We start from the raw sequence: 24,215 nt of genomic DNA on the forward strand, positions 1-24,215 counted from the left end.
CGATGGCTAAAATTTATCAGTATGACATGAAAGTCCCCTTTGATATGAGCGATGTGAATGGCTTTATCAAAATGCCACAGCTCATCCTCTTGTCCTTGCAAGTCTCAGGCATGCAGTCGATGGAGATTGGTATCAGTGACAGGGACCTGCTCGAACAGTACAATCTAGTCTGGATCATCACCGACTATGACATCACGGTTCATCGCCTGCCGGTCTTTGATGAACAGATTACCATTGAGACTCAGGCCCTGGCCCACAATCGTCTCTTTTGCTACCGTTCCTTTGTGGTCAGAGACCAGAATGGGGAAGCTATCGTCGAGATGGTGGCCACCTTTGTCTTGATGGATCGGGATAGTCGTAAGGTCCAATCCGTACCGGAGGAGATTACCGATCCATATGAGTCACCGTTTGAGAAGAAGATCCGCCGTGGTCCACGCTATCCAGAACTGATTGGGGCCATGGAGCAGAACTACCATGTACGTTTCTATGATTTAGACATGAACGGCCATGTGAACAACAGCAAGTACCTAGACTGGGTCTTCGAAGTGATGGGAGCAGAATTCCTAACCCAGCATATCCCTAAACGGGTCCACCTCAAGTATGTTAAGGAGGTCCTGCCTGGGGGCATGATTACCTCTAGCGTTGAGCGAGAAGGGATGATCAGCAATCATGTCATCTCATCAGAAGGCCAAGTACACGCCCAAGCCCTCATCACTTGGGAAGAAATAGATAAGGAAACATTATGGAAAAAAGAAGATTAAAACAGAAAAAAGAAGACTTGATGGAGGTTCAACGACGGGTTGTTGCCTATGCTCGTCGTAAGAAAAATCCTCTCTATGTATTGGGAGATGGTTTCTTAACCTTAGTCGCAGCCTTTTATATCTTTATTGAGGAAGCGATTCGTTTTGTACGCTACCGATTGAGTTTTGAAGACTTTCTTCGTTTTCTCAAGGAAGATGTACGCTGGTATCGTGTTTGGATTCATTTGATTTTGGCCTTTATCCTGCCTGTCGTCGTCTTTTCTTTGAGTATCACTAGCCAATCAGGTAGTTTTTGGAGTAACTTCTTTGATAAGCTCTCACAAGGTGTTCTCTTCAGTACGACTGTCAGCCTCGCAGCGACTTTAATGACAGATTTCATTGAGACCATGAAGCCTATTCAGGCTGGCAAAGAGACTAATGAGGAAAAAGAAACTGGCGTCTATACCATTACCATTGATCAGGCTAAGATTGGTGGCTTAATGGTGACCATCGTCATCTTGATGATTTCATCCTTCCTCTTTACTCAGGCTGGAAAAGCAAGTATCAATTTCTTCGGTCTGGTCCTTCAATTTGCTTTATACGGGGCTTGCTTGCTTCTGTATGGAGCAGGTGGCCAGTTTCAATTTCAGGAGAAAGAAGCAGAGGAATTAAGTGAAAAAGGAGACCAAGAATCCCGTGACTTATAAGGGTTATTTAATTGACTTAGATGGAACTATCTATAAAGGGAAAGAGCGGATTCCAGCTGGGGAAGCCTTTGTCCACGAATTGCAAGAGCGTCAGATCCCCTACCTCTTTGTGACCAACAATACCACGCGGACGCCAGAAATGGTCCAAGAGATGCTGGCAGGCCAATTCAACATCGAAACGCCGCTGGATACCATCTATACAGCGACACTAGCAACCATTGATTATATGGTGGATATGAATCTTGGAAAAACCGCCTATGTCATTGGAGATGTTGGCTTGAAACAAGCCATTGCTGAGGCAGGTTTCGTCGAAGATACCGTCAATCCAGCCTATGTCGTGGTGGGTCTCGACTGGGAAGTGGACTATGAGAAATTCTCTATCGCTACCTTAGCCATTCAAAAGGGAGCACATTTCATCGGGACCAATCCTGACCTCAATATCCCGACAGAGCGGGGAATGATGCCAGGGGCAGGAGCCCTAAATGCCCTGATCGAAGCGGCAACGCGCGTGAAGCCAACCTTTATCGGTAAGCCCAATGCCATCATTATGGACAAGGCCATCGCTCACCTGGGACTAGAACGCGAAGAAGTGGTTATGGTGGGAGACAATTACCTGACTGACATCCGGGCAGGAATTGACAATGGCATTCCTACTTTACTGGTGACAACTGGCTTTACCAAGCCAGAAGAAGTGCCAGACCTGCCCTTGCCACCAACGCATGTCCTATCTAGCTTAGCGGAGTGGGATTTCGATGCGTGATCGGTTAAAGGTAACGGGCTTTGTCCTCTGGCTCTTAGCAACAGTGATTTTAGGGACCATTCTCGTAGCCTGGTTGATTTATCCCATGGAGATTAGCTGGTTACGAATTCAGAATCGGACCGGTTTGACTCCTGCAGTCATTCAGAAGAACTTTCAAGTCCTCATGCAGTATTTGACCAGTCCTTTTACTTGGAAGCTGGAGATGCCAGATTTTCCATCCTCTCCAGATGGCCTCCATCATTTTCAAGCAGTCAAGTACCTCTTTCACCTGACCCAGGCCTTCTTCCTGGTTTTGTTGCCAGTGGCTATACGATTTATTCGAACGGTCATGTGGAAAGGATACGCAGGTCTCTATCGCCCTTTATTTGGTGGGATGGTTCTCTTGCCTATCGTCATAGGAGGAGTGACCCTCTTTATTGGCTTTGATCAATTCTTTACCCTCTTTCACCAAATCCTCTTTGTCGGAGATGCTACTTGGCTCTTTGATCCCTACAAGGATCCCATCATATTAGCTCTTCCGGAGGACTATTTCCTACATGCCTTTCTGATTTTCTTTGTTCTCTATGAGGGGGCTTTTGGATGGTGCTACGGATGGAGCCGGAAAACAAAAACAGTAGATTAGCGGAGTGAATGGATGAAACAGTTTAATCGATTTTTAGATCCCAAAAAGGATTTGGGGAGCTTTTCGGGGATGGTTTGTCTCTATCTCTTGGTCATGGTCTTTGTTAGCATCATTTTGACCTTTGCCATTACCCTCTTTATGTTTGGACGGTATGGATTGGAGATGGCAGAGAAGCAGGAGTATGTAGAAAATCTCATCAATGGGAATGGGATTAGCTATCTAATATCTGTCAGTATAGGAGTCCTTCTATTTGCCCTCTATCGGCAAGGCTCCCTCTTTAAAGGAGATGTGAGACAAAAGGGACGCAAGATGACCTGGCAGACTTTCTTAGTCTTCATTGCCTTCTTGGGGTTCTCCCAGTTGGCTTCTAGCGCCTTATCTCAACTCTTAGACCACATGATGGGAACCCTGGGCTTTTACAAGCCTCAAGAGGACATGTCTGAGCAACTCAGCCAGTCTTGGAGTCTCTTGCTCTATGCGACCCTGATCGGTCCTATCACAGAGGAATTGGTTTTCCGGGCCGCTGGACTGAGAGCATTAGAAAAGTATGGAAAAGTCTTTGCAATCGTCATGACAGCTATCGCTTTTGGACTCTTTCATGCCAATTTTGATCAGTTGTTCTTCGCGACCATTATTGGTTTAGGCTTTGGCTACTTGACCTTCGAATATTCGATCTGGTGGGCTATTTTCTACCATATCTTTAACAACCTGGTCCTCTCGCAAGGACTTCATTACCTCGGCACGCATGTCAATATGAATGTAGCCGAGTGGGTTCAAATTCTGGTCTTTTTAGGTGGAACCATCGCCTTTACCATCGTTTTGATTTTAAAAAGAAAAGCTATTTTTCACTACATTCAAGAAAACCGACCAGCACCTGGTGTCTTCCAAAGAAGCTTGTATTCCTTCTGGTTCTGGGTCTTGGTCCTTGGGACAACTCTGATGTCCTTACTTCCTTATTTAAAAGGCTATTAATCTCAAAGAGGGATCGTTTTCGATCCCTCTTTGATTGAAGATAAATTCTTCTGAAAAACTTTCCTTAGGTGAGTACGGACGTCAGCGAACTTCAAGGAAGTTCCATGACTTAGTTTTGAGCCCCTTCGCTCTTTAATTTCTGGGCTCAGGCTAAAACAGTTCCCAAAACTGTTTTACTCTCAAAACTCCTGAGTGCCTGAAATTCGAATTGTTTCAGGCACTTTTCTCACGGCAGAAAGTTTTTTATCCTCTTAATTGACTAAAAAAGTCATTTTTTTATAAATATCTAACTATTTTACTTAAAACAATAGTCTGTCTCCATTATAATAGAGAGAGTCGAAGTGGAAAGATAAAACTTGGAAATAAGGAATTTTAAAATATAAAAATTGGAGGAATGTCTACTGATGAAAAATAAATCTAAAAAATGGAAATGGTTTTTGTTGATTATTCCTGCACTTATGATTTTAGGGATTATCACGACTACTCTTGATGAGATGAAATCAAAAGATGGAATTTATTATCTGACAGTAAAAAATGAATCTACTAAAACAGCCTCACTAGATAAAACATCATGGATAAAAATAGAAGGAGAGCAGATCACTCTAAAGGAAGGTAGTTCAGAACGTACCTACTCTTATGATACTGAAAATGATGAATTTGTTAGAGATTCTGTGAAGTATTCTTGTTTGATATATGATGGAATTTTAACACTTTCAGGAGATCAACCACAAGATGAACTGCCTGAATATGTCAGCTCTGAAAGTAGTTGGTATTCAGGATATGAAAAAGGACAAGTCGAGATAAAGGATTGAGATTGGATGTCTGATCTATCTTTTAAACATTATTTTTAACTTGGTGAAGGCGAATATAAAAATCACAGACATAATGCAGAGAGGCTAATACCTCTCTTTTTTGCTATAATAGAGAAAGTAATAATAATATAGAATCTCTGTAAGGACAATATAAGGGCAGGTTACTTGAGGATAAATTGATGAAATGGAATGCGAACTTACTACAATTTTTTCAAAAGTTAACTTACAATCTAGTGGATTATATTAGCGATAAGGATTATAAGGAGTTTGTTCGTGAATCCTTGAAGCTCTCAAGTCAAGCACTGGCTAACAATAGTGTGATTAGTCCCGATATTCTTTATGGTCGATTGGAAAATCTGGATGAGTATGATATCTTGACTTTTATGGAACTGGACAAGGAGACGAATCCTCTTGTGTGGAGCTGTATTGCCAATTGTTTTGCTTTGATTTGTTATCATTTGTATCAGCAATCTGGAGAAAAGTATCTTCCCCAAATAATTGAAAGTGTTGATGAGGAAACGATAGAAGCTTATGTTTCGAGTTACCAGCAACTGATAGCTGAAAACCAAAAATTAGCGGACCAACTATTAGCACTAGACCTTGAAACGATTTTGAATGATCCATTGGTTGACAATTACTTTGGGAGAGCTGAAATTAAGAATGATTAGGTTGATAGAAAGAACGGTTTAAAAAATAATGGAAATAAATCATCAGACCTTTGGTAAACTAATATTTAATTACGGTTGGACAAAAGATATTTCTCTAGAGATTTTCAATAAGCACCATGTTTTGGAAATCAATATTGATGCGGATGAAGATGCTGCATTTGAAATTAATCAGGAAAAAGCTTACAGATTTTTCAATAATCACTTAGATGAAATAGTAAAAGAGGTAAATTCTGCAATTATATCTTATTACAATCGTGAGATATCGGATATTGTTTCAAGTTACACGAATCAGATCGAAAAAAAATATTTTTTAGATATCATTGGAGACAAAGATAAGATTTATTCTTTGTTGCAACCAAAGCAAATCATGTTTCCTTTAACTTTTGACGAAAGTATTGAAGAGTTTGGGTTCTTATGTGAGTGTGATTGGGATAAAGAAAATGGTGTAGGAATAAAATTTGTTAATGGCGTATTGTCTGAAATTGGTTTTCAGGATATACTCCTTTAAGGATATGTTATTTAATATTTTTTTGTTGTTTTTATATTTATTGATGAAATCTGCAAGATCAAAGGAATTTTTGATAAATGCTTGAAGGAGTTGGAATACTTCACATATGATTGTTGGTGCAAGGTAAATAGGACGAGAAAAGGAGTTACCGCATGTTAAGAGATAAACACAAAGATCAGGCGTATTTTGAAGGACGATTGAATCGTGTGCAAGAGCGCTTAAAAAAGAAAACAAGTAAAACTAAATATATCATGAAAGATTATCTACAAGTCCATTACCAATTTTTGGTTTTGTTCAATGAAGAATTAGTAAAACTTTCCTATTCTATAGGGTCTTCGAAAGAGGAGATTTTTCCCTATTATCAAGGGATTCTGTCTTATCTCAAACTCATTGCCTCAGAGGGAGTTCCATTTGACTTGGCAGTTAACATCTTTTCCTTGGGAGTTCTTTACAGTGAGCGCAAGGAAGAGTTTTTGGATGATTTGAAAGCTATCTATGCGCAGATGGACCATACAGATGGCTTGATTGAGTACTACATGACCTACCTATTCCATGATAAGATAGTTCCTTTTCATTCGATTTTAGAGTATCAAAATATGATAGAAGATACTTATGAGAGTGTAGTCAAAGCCCAAGGATTTTGGTATTATAGCCATTCAAATGAACCTTGGTATGGGACACATAATTATGATGATAGAGGTTATGATGGCTACTGGAGTTTCGACACTGCTGCAACCTGCAAGATCAAAGGAAATTACGACGAACGCTTGAAGGAGTTGGAGTACTTTCCTTATGACCTCCTACTCCAAGAAAAATAACCCTGAATTTGAAAGATAAGTCGATCGAAAGGGGAGAAAAATGAAGATCCATGCCGATGTGATAAATGCATTAAAAAATTTAGATTTTTTGAAAGAAGAAAGAACAACAAATCTACCAATCATTCAATTAAAATCTGTTAAAGACGCAGAGAAGAATATAAATAGTTTGAAGTGGGAGAATTTTGTGTTAGAGAAAGATGGTGATTTTAGTGTTTATCTTTGTAAAAACCATAGTGACATTTATAAACACTGGAATTCACTGGCAATAAGTGCAAAAGAGGAAATCATTCCTCAAATTGAAGAACGATTAGATAACCTGATTGCAGATAGTAAACTGCTAGAATCCATGAAAGATCAGATTAAATTTGATATTGTTGGCCTGGCCATTTACCTAACCATCAAAAAAGAGATACCTCAAGTTGAGTCACCATTTTTTGATGAGTTGTATGCTTTATACCAATCAGGCTACATCCCTTGTGGTTATGCCAAGGGGTGCTATAAGGTTCTATAAGAAAAATGAAAAATACAAGTTCTATTTGGACCGGTCAATTTTCAGATGTTATTTTTGTTAAATTATCAATCAATTTAATAGATTATAGAGAGGTTGGACAAGTGCTAGACCTCCCTTTTTTGCTATAATAGAGGGTATGAATAACTTGATTAAATCCAAGCTCGAGCTCTTGCCGACGAGTCCGGGCTGTTACATTCACAAAGATAAGAACGGTACCATTATCTATGTGGGGAAGGCCAAGAATCTTCGCAATCGGGTGCGGTCCTATTTCAGAGGAAGCCACGATACCAAGACGGAAGCCCTGGTATCTGAGATTGTGGATTTTGAGTTTATCGTCACTGAGTCCAATATTGAGGCCTTGCTTCTCGAAATCAACCTTATCAAGGAGAACAAGCCCAAGTACAATATCATGCTCAAGGACGATAAGTCCTATCCCTTCATCAAGATTACCAATGAGCGCTATCCGCGTCTCATCATCACGCGCCAGGTCAAAAAGGATGGTGGCCTCTATTTCGGTCCCTATCCGGATGTGGGAGCAGCCAATGAGATCAAGCGGCTTTTGGATCGGATTTTCCCTTTTCGCAAGTGTACCAATCCCCCTTCAAAGGTCTGCTTTTACTACCATTTAGGGCAGTGTATGGCCCATACGGTCTGCCACAAGGATGAGGCCTACTTCAAGGGCATGGCCCAAGAAGTTTCTGATTTCCTCAAGGGGCAGGATGACAAGATTATCGATGAGCTCAAGCTCAAGATGACTACCGCTGCGCAAAACATGGAATTTGAGCGGGCGGCCGAGTACCGGGATCTGATCCAGGCCATCGGGACCCTGCGGACTAAACAGCGAGTCATGGCCAAGGATTTGCAGAACAGGGACGTCTTTGGCTATTACGTGGACAAGGGCTGGATGTGTGTGCAGGTCTTCTTTGTCCGTCAGGGTAAGCTGATCGAGCGGGATGTCAATCTTTTCCCTTACTACAATGATCCGGACGAGGATTTCTTGACCTATGTGGGCCAGTTTTACCAGGAGAAGTCACACCTGATCCCTAATGAAATCCTGATCCCTCAAGATATCGATGAGGAAGCGGTCAAGGCCCTAGTGGATACCAAGGTCCTCAAGCCCCAGCGTGGAGAGAAGAAGCAACTGGTCAATCTGGCTATTAAGAATGCGCGTGTCAGTCTAGAGCAGAAGTTTAATCTCCTTGAAAAATCCATGGAAAAGACCCAAGGTGCTATTGAAAATCTTGGAAAACTTCTGCAAATCCCAACTCCTGTGCGCATTGAATCTTTTGACAACTCCAACATCATGGGGACCAGTCCGGTTTCAGCCATGGTTGTCTTTGTCAATGGGAAGCCAAGTAAAAAAGACTACCGCAAGTACAAGATCAAGACTGTTGTCGGTCCAGACGACTATGCCAGCATGCGGGAGGTCATTCGCAGACGCTACAGCCGGGTCATGAGGGATGGTCTGACGCCACCAGACCTGATTGTCATCGATGGGGGTCAGGGGCAAGTTAATATCGCTAAGCAGGTTATCCAAGAAGAGTTGGGACTGGACATTCCCATCGCAGGTCTGCAGAAGAATGACAAGCACCAGACCCACGAATTGCTCTTTGGCGATCCTCTTCAAGTTATCGAACTCTCTCGGACCTCGCAGGAATTTTTCCTTCTCCAGCGGATCCAGGATGAAGTCCACCGCTTTGCCATCACCTTCCACCGCCAGCTACGGTCCAAGAATTCCTTCTCCTCCCAGTTGGACGGCATCGAAGGCTTGGGTCCAAAACGCAAGCAGTTGCTGATGAAGCACTTCAAGTCACTGACCAAGATCAAAGAAGCCACTGTAGATGAGATTGTTGAAGTCGGCATCCCACGAGCAGTGGCGGAAACAGTGCAAGCCAAGCTCCATCAAGGAAAGCAGGAAGAAGCAAGTCCGTTGATGGAAGTGGCGGAGCCCTCCCAAGGATTTGAGTAATTGCACCATCCATTTTCATGGATGGTTTTTACGTTTTACTTCTAATTATGTTATACTTAATGCACACAGATTTTTGATCGATAAAGGAGTAATAATGAACCATCGAATTGCTATTTTATCTGATATCCACGGAGATACGACAGCCCTGGAGGCAGTGATTGCGGATGCGCGTGCTCAAGGCGCGACGGAATACTGGCTTTTAGGGGACATTTTGCTTCCGGGGCCTGGAAGAGATGACCTTTTTGAGTTGCTGGACGCGATTCCCATTACAGCAGCTGTTCGTGGAAATTGGGACGATTGTCTCTTAGAAGCCTTGGATGGCGAGTACGGACTTGAGGATCCGCAGGAGATCCAACTCCTTCGCCTCACTCAGTACCTTATGGAAGGACTGGATCCTAAGCGAATTGATTGGCTTCGCTCCCTTCCATTGGTAGAGAAGAAGGAGGTCAATGGTATTCGCTTTTCACTGACCCACAATTTGCCAGAAAAGAATTACGGTGGAGACTTGCGTCCAGCAAATGTGACGGAGAACTTTGACCAATTGCTGGATGACCAGACAGATATGGCCATCTACGGTCATGTTCACAAGCAGTTGCTTCGCTACGGCAGCCAGGGCCAGCAGATTCTTAATCCAGGGACTATTGGCATGCCATATTTCGACTGGGAACCAATTCAAAACCACAGAGCTCAGTATGCTCTGATTGATGTCGAAGAAGATGGAGTGACCAACCTGCAATTTCGTAAGGTGGCCTATGACTATGAAGGAGAGCTCCAAGATGCCAAGGACAAGGGCCTTCCCTTTATTGAAATGTACGAAGAATTGAGACGCGAGGATAACTATCGAGGTCATAACAATGAGCTCCTCGCAAGGTTGAATAAGCAGTATGGTTATGACCAAGACGTCAAGTACTTCTATGACTTTCTTTCCTAAATGATAAATGAAAAAACTCTGCAAGCTCTTTCATTTTGTGTTAAAATAGAGGTAATAGAATTAGAAAAGGAAGTTGACTATGAAATTCCTAGAACTCAACAAAAAACGTCATGCGATCAAGCATTTTACAGACCAGCCGGTCGATCCAAAGGATGTACGGACAGCTATTGAAATTGCGACCTTGGCTCCAAGTGCGCACAATAGCCAACCATGGAAATTCGTGGTCGTTCGTCAGAAAAATGCAGAATTGGCAAAAGTAGCCTATGGTGGGAACTATGACCAAGTCATGGAAGCACCTGTGACGATTGCTCTCTTTACGGATACCGATTTGCAACGTCGGGCTCGGAAGATTGCGCGTGTCGGTGGGGTCAAAAACTTCACAGATGAGCAGTTGCAATACTTCATGCAAAACCTTCCTGCTGAATATGCTCGCTACAATGAGCAACAGATCAGCGATTACTTGGCATTGAATGCTGGATTGGTCGCAATGAACTTGGTATTGGCCTTGACTGACCAAGGGATTGGCTCGAACATTATCCTTGGCTTTGACAAATCAAAAGTCAATGAAGTCTTGGAAATCGAAGAGCGATTCCGTCCAGAACTCTTGATTACTGTCGGCTATGCAGCTGAGAAGGTAGAACCTAGCTACCGCTTGCCAGTAGACGAAATCATTGAAAAACGCTAATAACAACAGAAAGAACCGGATGGTCTCGTCTCGTACGATACAAGTCCGGTTTTCTAGAATCCTTTGGTAGGCTGGTGGACAGTCGCTGATAGTGATTCTAGAGTGTTCAATTTAAATCGAACTAACGGAGGAATGCATGACAACAATTGACTTTAAAGCAGAAGTAGAAAAACGTCGCGAAGAAATGATGGCTGACCTTTTCAGCCTTTTAGAAATCAACTCAGAACGGGATGATAGCCAGGCAGATGCGACTCACCCTTATGGACCTGGTCCAGTCAAAGCCCTTGAGAAATTCTTGGAAATTGCTGAGCGTGATGGCTACGAGACAACCAATGTGGACAACTATGCTGGACACTTCACCTTTGGACAAGGGGAAGAAGAGCTCGGGATTTTTGCCCACATGGACGTGGTGCCTGCAGGTAGTGGCTGGAATACAGACCCTTACAAACCTGAGATTATCGATGGCAAGCTCTATGCGCGTGGTTCATCAGATGATAAAGGGCCTACAGTAGCTTGTTACTACGGTTTGAAGATTATCAAGGATCTGGGGTTACCTGTATCTAAGCGCGTGCGCTTTGTGGTAGGTACAGATGAAGAGTCTGGTTGGGGCGATATGGACTACTATTTCAAACATGTCGGTCTTCCTGATCCAGACTTTGGTTTCTCTCCAGATGCTGAATTCCCAATCATCAACGGGGAAAAAGGAAACATTACCGAGTATCTTCATTTTGGTGGTCAAAACTCAGGTCAAGCGCATCTTCACAGCTTCACCGGTGGCCTACGTGAAAACATGGTACCTGAGTCAGCGACAGCAGTCGTTTCTGGTCAATTACCAGATCTATCAGACCTTCTAGATGCCTTTACTAAGCAACACCAGCTTCAGTATGAAATCTCAACCGTTGATGAAGAAACTTATACTATCACCTTTATCGGGAAATCTGCCCACGGCTCTACTCCAGAAGCTGGGATCAATGGAGCAACTTACTTGGCTCTCTTCTTGAACCAGTTTGACTTCGGTGGAGATGCCAAAGCTTACTTACAAGTGTCAGCTTCTCTTCTTCATGATGACTTTACTGGTGAAAAGCTTGGCATTGCCCATACAGATGAAAAGATGGGGGCTCTCAGCATGAATGCGGGTGTCTTCAACTTCGACGAAAATAGCTCAGATAACACCATTGCCTTGAACATTCGTTACCCTAAAGGAACAGATCCAGAAATCATCAAAGCTGGTCTTGAAAAAGTTGAAGGAGTGGCATCCGTTAGCTTGTCAGCTCACGGCCACACCCCTCACTATGTTCCAATGGAAGATGAATTGGTCTCAACGCTTTTGCGTGTCTATGAAAAACAAACCGGACTGAAAGGTCATGAGCAAGTAATCGGTGGCGGAACCTTTGGTCGTCTATTAAAACGTGGGGTTGCCTTCGGTGCCATGTTCCCAGACTATGTGAACACTATGCACCAAGCCAATGAATTTACGGACGTAGAAGATCTCTACCGTGCAGCTGCAATCTACGCAGAAGCCATCTACGAACTCATCAAATAAGACGCTACTCAGTCGGCACTTGCTGGCTGAGTTTTTGCTTAGAGGAGGAGAAATGAAGCAACTAGAGCAGATCAAAAAAGCCATCATGGCTGATCCACAAAACAAAGACTATACGGATAAGGGGATCGAGCCCTTGTTTGCGGCACCAAAGACAGCTCGAATCAATATTATCGGACAGGCACCTGGCCTTAAGACACAGGAAGCAGGCCTCTACTGGAAGGACAAGAGTGGGGACCGCTTAAGGGAATGGTTAGGAGTCGATGAAGAGACCTTCTACCATTCGGGATTATTTGCGGTCATTCCCATGGACTTTTATTTCCCAGGTCATGGCAAGTCAGGAGATCTGCCACCTCGCAAGGGCTTTGCGGAAAAGTGGCATCCTCAACTCCTCAAAGAGTGTCCAGATATTGAGTTGACCCTCTTGATTGGCCAGTACGCCCAAGCCTACTATCTTCATGAGAAGGTCAGTGGCAAGGTGACAGAGCGGGTGAGACGGTACAAGGACTACCTGCCTGACTATTTCCCTCTGGTCCACCCTTCTCCTCGCAATCAGATCTGGATGGCCAAGAATCCTTGGTTTGAGGCAGAAGTGGTGCCGGCTCTCCGGTCTCGAGTCCAGCAGATTATAGCCGAACATACAAAATAATAGTTAGTGATAATTGTAAAAGGAGGTATTTCCATGGATCCATATCAAAAAGTCAAAGACAAATTAGACGAACTCGGGATTGAATTTGATGTGGTGGAACACCCACCAGCATTCACGACTGAGCAGGCCGATTCTTATATTGAAGGTCTCGAAGGGGTCCGGACAAAGTCCATGTTTTTGACCAACAAAAAGAAAACCCAGTACTATCTGCTCATCATGGATGACCAGAAACTCTTAGACATGGATGACTTCAAAGAGCAAGTAGGAGCCAATCGGATACGTATGGCTTCAGCTGAATCTCTAGCAGAAAAAATGCAATTACCAGCTGGGACGGTATCCCCATTTGGTTTGTTAAACAATGCAGAAAAGGATATTCTCGTCTATTTTGATCAGGACATTGTGTCAGAGGAGATCATGACCTTCCATCCTAACACCAATGAAAAGACCATTTTTATCAAAACCCAAGACCTATTCCGTTTTTTAGAGTCCATTGATTTTAAATACGAAATACTAACCTTGCCATAGTGGCATCAAAAAGGAGAAATCATGAAAGAAATTCCATTTAATGACTTTTTAGCAAAGTACCAAGTTGGAGAGATCCAAGTCGTCGATGTCCGTGAGCAGGAGGAATACGATGCCCTTCATCTGGACGGAGTGACCTTGCTTCCCTTATCCGTGTTGGCAGAACGGTATTCAGAACTAGACAAGGAGCAAGCCTATTATGTCATCTGCAAGTCTGGCCGGCGCTCAGCCCGTGCCTGCCAATTTTTGGAAGAAGAGGGCTATGATGTGACCAACGTCCAAGGTGGCATGGATGCATTTGAATAGTTGGGATGCTCTAGACAGTTGATTCCTGTAGAATATTGAATTATAGCTAAAATTTTTATATAATATATCTGTATTTTATTTTATAAGGAGATTATTTTATGATCAAACAGGATTGGCTTGATTACTTTGAAGCTGTGAACGGTCGTTCAGCAACTGAAGCAGAGATCGCACAAGCATTGGCTGCAGGTGAGTTCCAAGAAGAACAGGCAGCTCAAGAAGCTTCACAATTTGTAGGTGCTCCAGTAGCTCCAGACCAAGCAAGCGCTGGCTTCGTCGCTGCTCCAGTAGCACCAGAAGAAGTGGCTTCACAATTTGCTACTGCTCCAGAAGCACCAGCTCAAGAAGCAGCTTCACAATTCGCGGCTGCTCCAGAAGCACCAGTACAAGAAGCGCCACAATTCACAGCTGCTCCAGAAGCGCCAGCACAAGAAACGCCACAATTTGCTGCTGCGCCAGAGGTACCAGTACAAGAAGCACCTCAATTTGCTGCTGCGCCAGAAGCGCCAGTCCAAGAAGCGCCACAATTTGCTGCTACTCCAGAAGCACCAGTACAAGAAGCACCACAGTTCGCTACTGCTCCAGAAGCACCAGTACAAGAAGCGCCACAATACACTGCTGCGCCAGAAGGACCAGCATTTGGTGCTCAACCAAATAGCTTCCAGCAAGCACCTCAACAACAGCCGCAACCAGGATTTGGTCAACCGGCTCCGGGTCAAGCTCCAGGTCAAGGCTTCCAGCAAGCACCTTATCCAGGACAACCTCAACCAGGTCAAGCTTATTATGCACAACCTGCCCAACCAAATGCCTTTGGACAAGCAATGAAAGGATTCTGGTCATGGTTCGTTTCTGCTTTGGTTCGTCCAACAGTAGAAACTCAACCAAGAGTATTGAATGGTATCCTTCATTATGTCTTGACTGCATTTATCCTTAGCCTCTCACTTTTCTTCGTGGCGAGTGCCTTCCCTTACGCTGAAGTTGGATTTACAGCTTACCTATTGATTGTCATTGTAACTTTCTTTACAATTTATGTTACGCAATTAACTGGTTTCTTGGTTCGTAACCTTGTCTTGCAAGATAAAGAATACACCTACAAACGTTCATTCGATGAGTTTACTCGCTTGTCTATCTATGCCTTGCCAGCATCCCTCATTGTCTTGATTTTTTCTCTAGTCAAGTACTTTGAAGGATTTATCTTCCTTCGATCGTTAATCTTCTTTCTCTATTTCTTAGGCTTGCTCTATACTGTTTACCAAGGTTTGAACAGAACAAAATTCAAGGCTGACAAATTCTTGTTGCTCCTTGCTTCTTCAGCAGTCATTCTAGTCATCTTCACAATTGTTGGCATCATTGACAGACGTATTTTAGAACAAGTATCTATCTATATCGCTTCCTTCTTCTAATTAGATAGGAACCTGATCATAAAATTCTTGTTCATATTCATATCGGGATAAAAAATATTTTAGGTTTTAGGAGAACATACCGATGAACAAAAAATGGGTAGAATTATTTGAAAAAGTAATCGGTCGCAAACCTACTCCTGAAGAATTCATTGCCGGAAGAGATTCCGGCTTTGATTTTAAGGCAATCAAATCGATTGCTGGAGTAGCTATTGATCAAGTGGCTTCAGAAGCGCCAGGACTAGGAGTGCAGGAGTCAGTAGAAGCGGTTGTAAATCCTCTTCAACTTGCTTGGGAAGAGCATTTTATCGCCCTCTATGGACGTTCACCGCTTCCAGAAGAGATTGAATCTGCTCGAAGCCAGAATTTTGAAATCGTAGAAGCACCTGCTCCGACGATTAACTTGGAAGAGACCAATCAGACAACGCAGGTCTTCGCACCAGTGGAGAATCCATCAGAGACCCCAGAAAACTTGTCCCAGCCAGTTGAAGCTCTAGCGCCAGCAGAGGCTCCAGAGCAAGAAGAAGCTGTCAAGAAAGGCAAGGAAAAGAAAGAAAAGAAAGTCAAAAAAGAGAAAAAAGGCAAGAAAAAGAAAGTCTTCTTCTTCAGTATTTTGGCTTTGTTGGTCTTGGCCTTGTCTGGTCTAGGCTATTACTTCTCATCAACTACAGGCCCACAGGTGACAGTGGATAAATTGGTCACAGCCATTGAACAAAAGGATTACTGAGAAGTGGCGAGCATTCTTTCTACTGACAAGGATAAGTGGACCAAGGAAGAAGCTCAAGGCTTGCTAGACTATATGACCTCTCAGAAGATCGATGTCATCTACGAATTAGATCATATCGCTCAGTCTTCAAAAACAGGTAGCATCAAGGACAAAAATCAGAATCTACTGATCGGAATTGAGAAGGCGGATAAGAAATTCGGTATCTTCCAAGAATACCGCATCGCGACCTATCCACTTGAAGTCACAGCGGTTACGAATCTGGATGATGCCAAGCTTAAGACCAGCGAAAAAGAGTCGACAGTGCTCAAAAAGAACCAAACGACCAAACTTGGAGAGGTTCACTTTGCGCCACGAGACATGCAACTAGATGGTAAGACAGAAGTTGGAAAAATCTCTAGTGAGGTCAAACTAGACCCAGCTCAGGCTTCTAAGAATAAGCTGAACTTGACCTTCAATTCTGAAAAACGTCTTCTCGAAATTGAATTCCCAGAGGAAGTAAGCAATCCAACTGATATCAAGGTAGCAGTGAATGGTAAGGAAGTCGGCACAAGTACCTTATTTGAAGTCGATGTCGTAGCCCATCAAGAAATCGAAGTTCATGCAGTCTTTAGTGTCAATGGTGAGAGCTATACAACTGAAAAAGCTAAAGTCACGATCGTTGAAACTCCTGATGACGATGAAGTCATCACTTTGAAACTTTCTAAGGATGTGGCCAAACGATTGAAAGATGCAGAAACAGCTCGTAAAGCCAAGGAAGAAGAAGCCAAGAAGGCTGAAGAGAAGAAAACCTCTGTAACCTCCTTCCTCCAAGACTATCGCACAGAAGTCTTCTCATCTGTCTCAAGTAGATCCAACACCTACTCCAAGTACTATGACACTTCAAGTGACGCCTACAAGGAAATGGTGGAGTGGACAACAGGTGGTGGAGTCAAGAAGGCTGAAATCGACTACTATACACCAGGTGTTTTTAACGTCCTTAGCATTACCGAAGAGAACGGAATGGTGATCGTGAAAACCCACGAAGAATATACTGTACATTATGTGACCAGCCGAAAAGATAGCCAGAGTAGCAAAGACAAGACCTACACTCTAAAACCAGTAGGGGATACTTATGTGATTACGGCTATTGCGGTCACAGCTGGTAATTAGGAGGATTATGATGAAATTAAGCATGACAAAATGGACGCTTGCTGGCCTTGTTCTTTTGAGCCTAGGCGCTTGTGGCCAACAGAAGGAATCAAAGAGCTCAACGCAAAAAGAGCCTGCTTCCAGTAAGCAAGTCGCACAGTCATCAGCCGGAAAAGAAACCAGTGCTTCTGAAGCAACATCGTCTAACGATAGCGATAAGTCAAGGAAGAAGGCAGGCGAAGTCACCGTGGACCAAGGTGTTTCCTTCAATGGTTCTTATTATAGTGTCCAAGGAAAATCTGGAGATATCGTCATCGCCAACAAGCACTACCCCTTAGCTGCAGACTACAATCCAGGTGAGGATCCGACAGCTGTTGCGGCCTTGCATGAGTTGATTGCGGCTATGCAGGCAGAAGGCTATGCTATCAGTGATCAGTACAGTGGTTTCCGCAGTTATGAGACCCAGGTTGATCTCTACCAAAGCTATGTCAATCAAGATGGGGCAGCAGCGGCAGATCGCTACTCAGCTCGTCCTGGCTATAGTGAGCACCAGACAGGTCTAGCATTTGACCTCATCGATACCAGTGGCAATCTCGTTCAAGAATCAGGCGCAAGCAAATGGTTGCTTAAGAACGCTGCCAAGTATGGCTTTATCGTCCGCTATCAAGAAGGGAAAGAAGCGAGCACAGGCTACATGCCTGAAAGCTGGCACCTTCGCTATATCGGAGAAGATGCAAAAGATGTCGCAGCCTCAGGTAAAAGCTTAGAAGAATACTTCAACTTTACCGGTGGCGACTACGAATAACAAGAAAACCGCTCTTTCAGGAATCCTGAAGGAGCGGTATTTTTTGTGCTGGGCAGGACAAGAAAAAACCACTGCCAAGTGGAAGTGGTTTTGATGGGTTTCTTATTTGAGACCGTATTTTTTGTTGAAACGATCCACACGTCCATCTGCTTGAGTGAACTTTTGACGTCCAGTGTAGAATGGGTGTGAGTCTGATGAAATTTCAACACGGATCAATGGGTAAGTTTCACCTTCGAATTCAACAGTCTCGTTAGAGTACTTAGTTGAACCACTAAGGAACTTATAACCAGTAGTAGTGTCCATGAAGACAACAGGGCGATATTCTGGATGGATATCTTTTTTCATTTTGCAATAATTCCTTTCTGCCATGGTCTCTTTCCGAGCCATAGATTGTTACTAAGTTAGTTTATCAAAAACAAAAGAGTTTGGCAAGGATTTTTACCAAATTTTTCGCATTTTTATTAAGAAAAAAGTGGGAGAAGCTCATCCTATCAGACAAGCTTTTCCCACTCTGCCTAACAGTCCCAGTAAAGAAATGTTGGACATGTAAGATCAATAGAAATCTTTTTATTCTTGACCAGGTTCAGTAGTTGGCTGTTCTGGTTGTTGAGGTTGCTGTTGCTCTTGAGGTTGCCAAGGTTGTTGAGGCGCTTGTTGGAACCCTTGTTGAGGCTGTTGAGGTGCTTGTTGGAACCCTTGCTGAGGTTGTTGGAATCCTTGTTGAGGCGCTTGTTGGAATCCTTGCTGAGGTTGTTGGAACCCTTGTTGAGGCGCTTGTTGGAATCCTTGTTGAGGTGCTTGTTGGAACCCTTGTCCTGGGGCAGGTTGACCAAACCCTTGTTGAGGTGCTTGTTGGAACCCTTGTCCTGGGGCAGGCTGACCAAACCCTTGTTGCGGTTGTTGCCATTGTTGTTGACCAGGTTGACCAAACCCTTGTTGAGGTGCTTGTTGGAAGCCTTGTCCTGGAGCAGGTTGACCAAATCCTTGTTGAGGCGCTTGTTGGAATCCTTGTCCTGGGGCAGGCTGACCAAACCCTTGTTGTGGTTGTTGCCATTGTTGTTGACCAGGTTGACCTGGTTGTTGTGGTGATTGGACAGATGATGCAACAGACTGTGCGAATCCTCTACTTGTTGATGCAAGTTCTTGGAATGTCCCTTTAGTGATTTTACCACCAGACATCGCAAGAAGTCCTGTGACAACAAGAGCAATACTTGCAATGACTGCAATAATCAAACCAAAACCAATAGAAAAGCCATCACCGAATTCAGATGAAGCACCCAAAACTCTAAACATAGTGATGATCGTAATTAAGCTTTCAAGAATACCGATAGCAATGACACCAATGGAAAAATTCTTGTTCATTGGTGGAGCAATGTTTGGAAGGCAAGCTAGAACGATGGCACCAATAGCTAGGACAACGATGACCCATCCAAATTCACCTCGAATTCCACTGAAAGAATAACTTCCGAAGGATCCACCATTAAGTGTACTCCACGGCAAAAAGGTAGAAATGGCAGTAAGAGCTGCTGCGACAATGATAAAAATACGATGTTTATGCATAAAACGTCTCCTTTTTTGTGATTATTATAGCATAAATAAGCTCAAACTGGAATGGAAATCTAAGAAATCGTTCACATTTTTCTAAATCTTATTAAAATTTATTCGTTTTTGTTTAAAATGAAAAAAGGCCAATCAACTCCACTAGAAATGACTGACCTGCTTGCTTGATTCTTCATGAACATCTATTTTGTCTTGGCAACTTCCTGTAGTTCCCGATAGATTTGCTCGTTTTCTTCTAAGGAATATGAATTGGCACCACTGGCGAGTGGGTGGCCTCCACCATCGTGGCGTTTGGCAATCTCATTGATCACCAGGGCTTTACTTCTCATACGGACGCGGTAGTGGCCATCGGCTTGCTCGACAAAAATAGCCCAAACACTGACGTCTTCGATTCGACCAGGTGCTGAGACGATCGCAGCAGTCTCGGCATCTGTGATTTGGTAGTGTTTGAGAAGCTCTTGGGTAAGGGTCACGCGACTTGCTCCATTTTCATCGATTTCGAGATGGTCATAGACATAACCTTGAAGCTTGGCAATCTTAGAGCTCATGCTATCCATCTGGCGAGAAAGACCTGCAAAGTCAAAGTTAAAGCTACGAAGGTGGGCAACCATCTCGAAAGTCCGGCTTGTCGTCGAAGGGTAGAGGAAGCGTCCAGTATCTCCGACAATACCGGCATAGAGGAGACGGGCCGCTTCTGGAGTGATTTCAAGCTTTTGTTCAAGAGCCAAGAGGGTGATGAGCTCGCTCGTAGAGCTCGAGTCAGTGTCTACCCAGAGGAGATCTCCGTAAGCATCATCGTTTGGATGGTGGTCAATCTTGACTAGAAAATCGCCACTCGTGTAGCGTTTGTCATCGATGCGAGGGGTGTTTGCAGTATCGCAGACAATGACCAGGGCACCTGCATAGTCCTCATCTGTGACAGTATCCATGCTAGCCATCCAAGCAAGAGTCGGCTCATTAAAGCCAGTAGCTAGGACTCTTTTGTCTGGGAAGTTGGTCTGGATGATTTCTTTCAAGCCGACCTGGCTTCCGATCGCATCCGGATCGGGATTCATATGACGGTGAAGGATAATGGTATCGTATTGGTTGATTTTCTCTAAAATGTCCTGTGTAATCTGCATATAGTACCTCATTTAGTTCTCATTCAATTTTAGCATAAGCAGGGCATTTGGAAAAGAAAAAGGTTGTCTGGCTCTCTGGTGGAGAATTTCCGAACAATGCCAGGTCCCCAGTACTTCCCTATGCAAAATTCGAGCGAAAGTGGTATAATGTCATAAGATTATTATTTGGAGGGAATTATGACATTAGCAAAGATTGTTTTTGCAAGTATGACAGGAAATACAGAAGAGATTGCTGATATCGTAGCCGATAAGTTTCGTGATCTTGGTGTCGAAGTAGAAGTCGACGAATGTACAACAGTAGACGCAGAGGACTTTCTTGAAGCTGACATTGCAGTCGTAGCGACCTATACCTACGGTGATGGTGAGCTTCCTGACGAAATCGTAGACTTTTATGAAGACTTAGCTGGTCTTGACTTGAATGGTAAGATTTACGGTGTTGTTGGTTCAGGTGATACCTTCTACGATGAGTTCTGTAAAGCAGTCGATGACTTTGATCGTGTCTTTGCAGCAACTGGTGCGGTTAAAGGTTCTGAGTGCGTCAAGGTAGACTTGTCAGCTGAAGACGAAGATATTGAAAAATTAGAAGCTTTTGCAGAAGAACTTGTAGCAAAAGTAGGATAAACCATAGCTAAGAAAGGTGTTTGCATGTGGCAGGCACTTTTTTTGTGGTTGAAAATGTTCAATAGCTGGATAGGGCTTGTAAGATAGCACGATTTTTGATAAAATGGGAGCAAAAAGTGAGGAGACCAGTATGGAGTTAGAGAAAATTCGCCAAGAGATTGATAGCATCGATAAAGAATTGGTCCATTTATTGGAACGCCGGATGCACTGTGTAGAAGATATCATTCGGTACAAAGAAACTCATCAAAATCCTATCTTGGATCGGGGCAGAGAAGATGAGGTCTTAGCCAATGTCGCTGGCTTGGTGCAGGAAAAGCGCTATGAAGAGACCATCCTTGCGACTTATCGAGACTTAATGAAGCGCTCCAGAGGCTACCAGGCCGATCAATTAGATGGGGACGAAGGTGCTTGAGATGACGATAAGTAAAAGAACCTTAGTATATACCCTAGATGCCATTATGATCGGGGGGATCGTCGGGGTGATTGATACTCTCTTCGGGCGTGTCTTGATTGGGATTGGAGAAGTTCGTACGGATTACCTTCTCTATCTCTTACCCTTTCTGCCTCTAGCCGGTATCTTGATCACCTATCTCAATCGCACCTATGGAGGTAAGAGTCAAAAAGGGATGGAGCTCCTCTTTGAAGTAGGAGAGGGAAGGGAGAAAGCCATTCCCAAGCGCTTGATTCCCTTGACCATCCTTTCTACCTGGTTGACCCATCTCTTTGGTGGATCTGCTGGTCGAGAAGGAGTAGCGGTCCAGCTTGGGGGAACAGTGGCCCATGCTCTTCGAAGAGACTGGCTTGGCCCTCACGCTTCACGGATTTATTTGGTCACTGGGATGGCTGCCGGCTTCGGGGGACTCTTTCAGACGCCTCTAGCTGCCATCTTCTTTGCTATGGAGGTCCTAGTGGTTGGGAGACTAGAGTGGCGGGCTCTTTATCCTGCGGCCATTGCAGCCTTTGTTGCTAGTTGGACCTCTCACACCTTGGGACTAGAGAAGTTTACCCAGATCATTTCTGCCAAGCTCTCCCTATCCCCACAAGTCTTCTTGCAGTTACTTCTTTTGGGAGTCATCTTTGGTCTGACAGGCAAGCTCTTTGCCTATCTCCTAGGCACCTTTAAACAAAGCTTTACCAGGACCTTTGCCAATCCCTATGTGCGGATTGGAGTGGTTGGCCTCGGTCTGAGTATCCTCTTGTATCTGATTGGAGCAGGTCGCTACACGGGACTGGGGACCAATCTGATTTCCCAAAGTTTTGAAGGAGCTGATGGGAAGGGCTTGATCACTGGGGCAGACTGGATCCTCAAGCTCCTCTTCACGGTGTCGACCATTGCGGCAGGCTATAAGGGAGGAGAAGTGACTCCACTCTTTTCTATCGGGGCCAGTCTGGGTGTTTGGCTAGCTCCTTTCTTTGGACTTCCGGTTTATCTGGTAGCTGCCTTGGGCTATGCGGCAGTCTTTGCCGGAGCAACCTCGACCACGATTGGACCAATCTTGATCGGGTGTGAGGTCTTTGGTTTCCAACATTGGCCAGCCTTTCTCTTGGTCTGTCTGGTCGCAACTCGCCTCTTTCCAGCCCTGTCTATCTATGGTGGACAAAAAGTTGCGAAAAAGTTGCAATAATCCTTTACAAAAGGACATTCTTTTGGTATTATAAATTTTGTGCGTAATGGAAGCACAAAAATACAGTTTATCCGCTGAGGGAGTAGCCCTCAAGATTGACGAAGATAGGAGAATAAAATGAATCCATTAATTCAAAGCTTGACTGAAGGTCAACTTCGTACTGATATCCCTGCATTCCGTCCTGGTGACACTGTTCGTGTACACGCGAAAGTTGTCGAAGGAACTCGTGAACGTATCCAGATCTTTGAAGGCGTTGTTATCGCTCGTAAAGGTCAAGGACACACTGAAATGTACACTGTTCGTAAAATCTCTAACGGTGTCGGTGTTGAACGTACATTCCCAGTACACACTCCACGTGTAGAAAAGATTGAAGTAGTACGTTACGGTAAAGTACGTCGTGCGAAATTGTACTACCTTCGTGCATTGCAAGGTAAAGCAGCTCGTATTAAAGAAATCCGTCGTTAAGACGAACAAGGAGGCGGGAGTGATCTCGCTTCTTTTTTTATAGGTCCCCTTAGTTCAATGGATATAACAACTCCCTCCTAAGGAGTAGTTGCTGGTTCGATTCCTGCAGGGGACAGAATTTAAAAAGAAAACACTGAAAATTCAGTGTTTTTTTTGTTTAATTTATGCTAGAACGGATCTTGGAGAAAGCCCTTGTATGGTATAATACAGGGAGAGATTGAGCGATTTTTTCCACTTGCTGAGAAAAAATGGATTGACTGGAGAAGCAAACTTCCAGATGATTATGTATCGCCATTGAAATAGACAAAAAGGAATACTATGACAATAATAAAAAGAAATGGGTTTATTATAACTGAAGAAAATGGTAATTATACAATTTCCTGGATGACAGGGGGAATTCAAGATAGAGAAGTTACTTATCCACTTAGTAAAGAATTAGTAGATAAAGCTTTAAGGTCAGAACAGGATGCTTACGAGGTTGAGCTGTTCTTACGAACTGGAGAATGGGTGACTAAGGGAAGTAAAGAAGTAGCTAGACAAAATTACTTTAGATCCTCACCAGTTCGTATGTTAGTAAATCCATCATCTATTAAACAGTTGTTTTCTATTCAAGAATTTGAAGAACTGATACAAAAAACTATCTCCTCAGAACTAAAACCAAATGAACTGGACGCAATTGGTATAGTTGAAAATTATTTGGAACTTCTTCTAGTAGACCCTCTTGATTGGCAGGAAGAAATAGAAGCGGTTCATTTGAAAATTTTGCAGGAAAAAATTAACAATTACATCTATTTCCTAGAAAGCAAGCAATATGTGGAGCGATATGGCGATAACTTTGACAAAAAAGTCATCCATATCACATTGCAGTATTCTCCATCTGATAATGGACTAGCCTTCCTCGTAGAGGTTCAAAAAGTGTTACAACCGACGGATATGACTTTGAAGGTAGAATTACCGTAGTAAAGTAGAACTCAAAAGAGCACCATCGGTGAATTGATGAGTTATAAAAAGTGTTAAAGTAAAGGTTGATATAAAAATAAGTTAGA

General features: G+C 43.5%; 29 protein-coding genes and 1 tRNA gene. 27 read left to right on the top strand and 3 right to left on the bottom strand.

Features of this window, described 5'->3' with window-relative positions; genetic code table 11:
• Nucleotides 1–2 precede the first annotated feature (2 nt).
• The 21 genes from DW738_RS01905 (at nt 3) to ldcB (ending at nt 17,777) form a co-directional block, all read left to right on the top strand.
• The gene (locus tag DW738_RS01905; protein ID WP_123160194.1) at nt 3–761 is read left to right on the top strand and encodes an acyl-ACP thioesterase domain-containing protein; all 759 of its coding nucleotides are present in this window, start codon (nt 3–5) and stop codon (nt 759–761) included.
• Nucleotides 743–1,447, top strand: a complete 705-nt coding sequence (locus DW738_RS01910) for a hypothetical protein (protein WP_207801596.1) — start codon at nt 743–745, stop codon at nt 1,445–1,447. The genes DW738_RS01905 and DW738_RS01910 overlap by 19 nt, the downstream gene beginning before the upstream one ends.
• Nucleotides 1,437–2,207, top strand: a complete 771-nt coding sequence (locus DW738_RS01915; protein ID WP_023023020.1) for a TIGR01457 family HAD-type hydrolase — start codon at nt 1,437–1,439, stop codon at nt 2,205–2,207. Before DW738_RS01910 ends, DW738_RS01915 begins: the two co-directional genes overlap by 11 nt.
• Complete coding sequence (locus DW738_RS01920) at nt 2,200–2,829, top strand: TIGR01906 family membrane protein (RefSeq protein ID WP_123159268.1); 630 nt, start codon at nt 2,200–2,202, stop codon at nt 2,827–2,829. Before DW738_RS01915 ends, DW738_RS01920 begins: the two co-directional genes overlap by 8 nt.
• Nucleotides 2,830–2,841: 12 nt before the next feature.
• Nucleotides 2,842–3,801, top strand: a complete 960-nt coding sequence (locus DW738_RS01925) for a CPBP family intramembrane glutamic endopeptidase (RefSeq protein ID WP_123159267.1) — start codon at nt 2,842–2,844, stop codon at nt 3,799–3,801.
• Between the two features lie 404 nt (nt 3,802–4,205).
• Nucleotides 4,206–4,613 carry a hypothetical protein gene (locus DW738_RS01930; RefSeq protein WP_123159266.1) on the top strand — a complete coding sequence of 136 codons (408 nt, stop codon included), beginning with the start codon at nt 4,206–4,208 and terminating at the stop codon, nt 4,611–4,613.
• Nucleotides 4,614–4,792: 179 nt separating this feature from the next.
• Nucleotides 4,793–5,281: an Imm6 family immunity protein gene (locus DW738_RS01935; RefSeq protein WP_123159265.1), complete on the top strand. Its 489-nt coding sequence runs from the start codon at nt 4,793–4,795 to the stop codon at nt 5,279–5,281.
• 28 nt (nt 5,282–5,309) lie between these two features.
• Complete coding sequence (locus DW738_RS01940; RefSeq protein ID WP_123159264.1) at nt 5,310–5,789, top strand: hypothetical protein; 480 nt, start codon at nt 5,310–5,312, stop codon at nt 5,787–5,789.
• Between the two features lie 152 nt (nt 5,790–5,941).
• Nucleotides 5,942–6,607: a PoNe immunity protein domain-containing protein gene (locus tag DW738_RS01945; protein WP_123159263.1), complete on the top strand. Its 666-nt coding sequence runs from the start codon at nt 5,942–5,944 to the stop codon at nt 6,605–6,607.
• Between the two features lie 40 nt (nt 6,608–6,647).
• Nucleotides 6,648–7,118, top strand: coding sequence for a hypothetical protein (locus tag DW738_RS01950; protein ID WP_123159262.1), 471 nt, complete (start codon nt 6,648–6,650; stop codon nt 7,116–7,118).
• Nucleotides 7,119–7,254: 136 nt separating this feature from the next.
• Nucleotides 7,255–9,087 (top strand): excinuclease ABC subunit UvrC, encoded by a 1,833-nt coding sequence (gene uvrC, locus DW738_RS01955; protein ID WP_123160195.1) that lies wholly within the window; start codon nt 7,255–7,257, stop codon nt 9,085–9,087.
• A 94-nt stretch (nt 9,088–9,181) separates the two neighbouring features.
• On the top strand, nt 9,182–10,018 hold the full coding sequence (locus DW738_RS01960) for a metallophosphoesterase family protein (RefSeq protein WP_123160196.1): 837 nt from the start codon (nt 9,182–9,184) through the stop codon (nt 10,016–10,018).
• A gap of 79 nt (nt 10,019–10,097) precedes the next feature.
• Entirely contained in the window at nt 10,098–10,703 is a 606-nt protein-coding gene (locus tag DW738_RS01965) for a nitroreductase family protein (RefSeq protein ID WP_006596475.1), read from the top strand.
• A gap of 136 nt (nt 10,704–10,839) precedes the next feature.
• Nucleotides 10,840–12,246 carry a dipeptidase PepV gene (gene pepV, locus DW738_RS01970; protein ID WP_123159258.1) on the top strand — a complete coding sequence of 469 codons (1,407 nt, stop codon included), beginning with the start codon at nt 10,840–10,842 and terminating at the stop codon, nt 12,244–12,246.
• A gap of 52 nt (nt 12,247–12,298) precedes the next feature.
• Nucleotides 12,299–12,892 (top strand): uracil-DNA glycosylase family protein, encoded by a 594-nt coding sequence (locus DW738_RS01975; protein WP_123159257.1) that lies wholly within the window; start codon nt 12,299–12,301, stop codon nt 12,890–12,892.
• 33 nt (nt 12,893–12,925) lie between these two features.
• Complete coding sequence (locus tag DW738_RS01980; protein ID WP_123159256.1) at nt 12,926–13,417, top strand: prolyl-tRNA synthetase associated domain-containing protein; 492 nt, start codon at nt 12,926–12,928, stop codon at nt 13,415–13,417.
• Nucleotides 13,418–13,438: 21 nt separating this feature from the next.
• Entirely contained in the window at nt 13,439–13,720 is a 282-nt protein-coding gene (locus tag DW738_RS01985) for a rhodanese-like domain-containing protein (RefSeq protein ID WP_023026738.1), read from the top strand.
• 98 nt (nt 13,721–13,818) lie between these two features.
• The gene (locus DW738_RS01990; protein WP_123159255.1) at nt 13,819–15,120 is read left to right on the top strand and encodes a DUF6574 domain-containing protein; all 1,302 of its coding nucleotides are present in this window, start codon (nt 13,819–13,821) and stop codon (nt 15,118–15,120) included.
• An 82-nt stretch (nt 15,121–15,202) separates the two neighbouring features.
• On the top strand, nt 15,203–15,844 hold the full coding sequence (locus DW738_RS01995; RefSeq protein WP_023026740.1) for a hypothetical protein: 642 nt from the start codon (nt 15,203–15,205) through the stop codon (nt 15,842–15,844).
• A 3-nt stretch (nt 15,845–15,847) separates the two neighbouring features.
• A complete protein-coding gene (locus DW738_RS02000) occupies nt 15,848–16,993 on the top strand; it encodes a hypothetical protein (protein WP_123160197.1) in 1,146 nt (381 codons plus the stop codon).
• Nucleotides 16,994–17,003: 10 nt separating this feature from the next.
• Nucleotides 17,004–17,777, top strand: coding sequence for an LD-carboxypeptidase LdcB/DacB (ldcB, locus tag DW738_RS02005; protein WP_042361068.1), 774 nt, complete (start codon nt 17,004–17,006; stop codon nt 17,775–17,777).
• Between the two features lie 102 nt (nt 17,778–17,879).
• Here ldcB and DW738_RS02010 read toward each other — a convergent pair whose 3' ends face one another.
• From DW738_RS02010 to DW738_RS02020, 3 genes are all read right to left on the bottom strand, one after another.
• Nucleotides 17,880–18,122, bottom strand: a complete 243-nt coding sequence (locus tag DW738_RS02010) for a type B 50S ribosomal protein L31 (RefSeq protein WP_023023047.1) — start codon at nt 18,120–18,122, stop codon at nt 17,880–17,882.
• A gap of 222 nt (nt 18,123–18,344) precedes the next feature.
• Nucleotides 18,345–19,337, bottom strand: coding sequence for a hypothetical protein (locus DW738_RS02015; RefSeq protein WP_023026744.1), 993 nt, complete (start codon nt 19,335–19,337; stop codon nt 18,345–18,347).
• A 182-nt stretch (nt 19,338–19,519) separates the two neighbouring features.
• Entirely contained in the window at nt 19,520–20,458 is a 939-nt protein-coding gene (locus DW738_RS02020; protein WP_023026745.1) for a bifunctional oligoribonuclease/PAP phosphatase NrnA, read from the bottom strand.
• Nucleotides 20,459–20,635: 177 nt separating this feature from the next.
• On the opposite strand from DW738_RS02020, the gene DW738_RS02025 reads away from it, so the two are divergent.
• The 6 genes from DW738_RS02025 to DW738_RS02050 all read left to right on the top strand — a co-directional run bounded on the left by DW738_RS02025 (nt 20,636) and on the right by DW738_RS02050 (nt 24,129).
• A complete protein-coding gene (locus DW738_RS02025) occupies nt 20,636–21,079 on the top strand; it encodes a flavodoxin (protein ID WP_117744184.1) in 444 nt (147 codons plus the stop codon).
• Between the two features lie 130 nt (nt 21,080–21,209).
• Nucleotides 21,210–21,491: a chorismate mutase gene (locus tag DW738_RS02030; protein ID WP_117744185.1), complete on the top strand. Its 282-nt coding sequence runs from the start codon at nt 21,210–21,212 to the stop codon at nt 21,489–21,491.
• Nucleotide 21,492: 1 nt separating this feature from the next.
• Nucleotides 21,493–22,704: a chloride channel protein gene (locus DW738_RS02035; protein ID WP_123160198.1), complete on the top strand. Its 1,212-nt coding sequence runs from the start codon at nt 21,493–21,495 to the stop codon at nt 22,702–22,704.
• Between the two features lie 117 nt (nt 22,705–22,821).
• Complete coding sequence (rplS, locus tag DW738_RS02040) at nt 22,822–23,169, top strand: 50S ribosomal protein L19 (protein ID WP_003016418.1); 348 nt, start codon at nt 22,822–22,824, stop codon at nt 23,167–23,169.
• 43 nt (nt 23,170–23,212) lie between these two features.
• A tRNA-Arg gene (locus tag DW738_RS02045) sits at nt 23,213–23,284 on the top strand.
• Nucleotides 23,285–23,487: 203 nt separating this feature from the next.
• Nucleotides 23,488–24,129, top strand: coding sequence for a DUF6572 domain-containing protein (locus DW738_RS02050; protein WP_023023059.1), 642 nt, complete (start codon nt 23,488–23,490; stop codon nt 24,127–24,129).
• Nucleotides 24,130–24,215 lie beyond the last annotated feature (86 nt).

Source organism: Streptococcus sp. AM28-20, from assembly GCF_003603595.1.
GTDB classification, from domain to species: domain Bacteria; phylum Bacillota; class Bacilli; order Lactobacillales; family Streptococcaceae; genus Streptococcus; species Streptococcus ilei.

What these genes read in the sequence shown, in the direction of transcription:
- DW738_RS02020 (WP_023026745.1), bottom strand. Translation starts at nt 20,458, where the DNA reads ATGCAGATTACACAGGACATTTTAGAGAAAATCAACCAATACGATACC.
- DW738_RS02030 (WP_117744185.1), top strand. Translation starts at nt 21,210, where the DNA reads ATGGAGTTAGAGAAAATTCGCCAAGAGATTGATAGCATCGATAAAGAA.
- DW738_RS01935 (WP_123159265.1), top strand. Translation starts at nt 4,793, where the DNA reads ATGAAATGGAATGCGAACTTACTACAATTTTTTCAAAAGTTAACTTAC.
- DW738_RS01940 (WP_123159264.1), top strand. Translation starts at nt 5,310, where the DNA reads ATGGAAATAAATCATCAGACCTTTGGTAAACTAATATTTAATTACGGT.
- DW738_RS01925 (WP_123159267.1), top strand. Translation starts at nt 2,842, where the DNA reads ATGAAACAGTTTAATCGATTTTTAGATCCCAAAAAGGATTTGGGGAGC.
- DW738_RS01950 (WP_123159262.1), top strand. Translation starts at nt 6,648, where the DNA reads ATGAAGATCCATGCCGATGTGATAAATGCATTAAAAAATTTAGATTTT.
- rplS (WP_003016418.1), top strand. Translation starts at nt 22,822, where the DNA reads ATGAATCCATTAATTCAAAGCTTGACTGAAGGTCAACTTCGTACTGAT.
- DW738_RS02025 (WP_117744184.1), top strand. Translation starts at nt 20,636, where the DNA reads ATGACATTAGCAAAGATTGTTTTTGCAAGTATGACAGGAAATACAGAA.
- DW738_RS01905 (WP_123160194.1), top strand. Translation starts at nt 3, where the DNA reads ATGGCTAAAATTTATCAGTATGACATGAAAGTCCCCTTTGATATGAGC.
- DW738_RS02015 (WP_023026744.1), bottom strand. Translation starts at nt 19,337, where the DNA reads ATGCATAAACATCGTATTTTTATCATTGTCGCAGCAGCTCTTACTGCC.
- DW738_RS02035 (WP_123160198.1), top strand. Translation starts at nt 21,493, where the DNA reads ATGACGATAAGTAAAAGAACCTTAGTATATACCCTAGATGCCATTATG.
- DW738_RS01975 (WP_123159257.1), top strand. Translation starts at nt 12,299, where the DNA reads ATGAAGCAACTAGAGCAGATCAAAAAAGCCATCATGGCTGATCCACAA.
- DW738_RS01990 (WP_123159255.1), top strand. Translation starts at nt 13,819, where the DNA reads ATGATCAAACAGGATTGGCTTGATTACTTTGAAGCTGTGAACGGTCGT.
- DW738_RS01985 (WP_023026738.1), top strand. Translation starts at nt 13,439, where the DNA reads ATGAAAGAAATTCCATTTAATGACTTTTTAGCAAAGTACCAAGTTGGA.
- DW738_RS01910 (WP_207801596.1), top strand. Translation starts at nt 743, where the DNA reads ATGGAAAAAAGAAGATTAAAACAGAAAAAAGAAGACTTGATGGAGGTT.
- DW738_RS01920 (WP_123159268.1), top strand. Translation starts at nt 2,200, where the DNA reads ATGCGTGATCGGTTAAAGGTAACGGGCTTTGTCCTCTGGCTCTTAGCA.
- DW738_RS02050 (WP_023023059.1), top strand. Translation starts at nt 23,488, where the DNA reads ATGACAATAATAAAAAGAAATGGGTTTATTATAACTGAAGAAAATGGT.
- DW738_RS01930 (WP_123159266.1), top strand. Translation starts at nt 4,206, where the DNA reads ATGAAAAATAAATCTAAAAAATGGAAATGGTTTTTGTTGATTATTCCT.
- uvrC (WP_123160195.1), top strand. Translation starts at nt 7,255, where the DNA reads ATGAATAACTTGATTAAATCCAAGCTCGAGCTCTTGCCGACGAGTCCG.
- ldcB (WP_042361068.1), top strand. Translation starts at nt 17,004, where the DNA reads ATGAAATTAAGCATGACAAAATGGACGCTTGCTGGCCTTGTTCTTTTG.
- pepV (WP_123159258.1), top strand. Translation starts at nt 10,840, where the DNA reads ATGACAACAATTGACTTTAAAGCAGAAGTAGAAAAACGTCGCGAAGAA.
- DW738_RS01980 (WP_123159256.1), top strand. Translation starts at nt 12,926, where the DNA reads ATGGATCCATATCAAAAAGTCAAAGACAAATTAGACGAACTCGGGATT.
- DW738_RS01960 (WP_123160196.1), top strand. Translation starts at nt 9,182, where the DNA reads ATGAACCATCGAATTGCTATTTTATCTGATATCCACGGAGATACGACA.
- DW738_RS01995 (WP_023026740.1), top strand. Translation starts at nt 15,203, where the DNA reads ATGAACAAAAAATGGGTAGAATTATTTGAAAAAGTAATCGGTCGCAAA.
- DW738_RS01945 (WP_123159263.1), top strand. Translation starts at nt 5,942, where the DNA reads ATGTTAAGAGATAAACACAAAGATCAGGCGTATTTTGAAGGACGATTG.
- DW738_RS02010 (WP_023023047.1), bottom strand. Translation starts at nt 18,122, where the DNA reads ATGAAAAAAGATATCCATCCAGAATATCGCCCTGTTGTCTTCATGGAC.
- DW738_RS01965 (WP_006596475.1), top strand. Translation starts at nt 10,098, where the DNA reads ATGAAATTCCTAGAACTCAACAAAAAACGTCATGCGATCAAGCATTTT.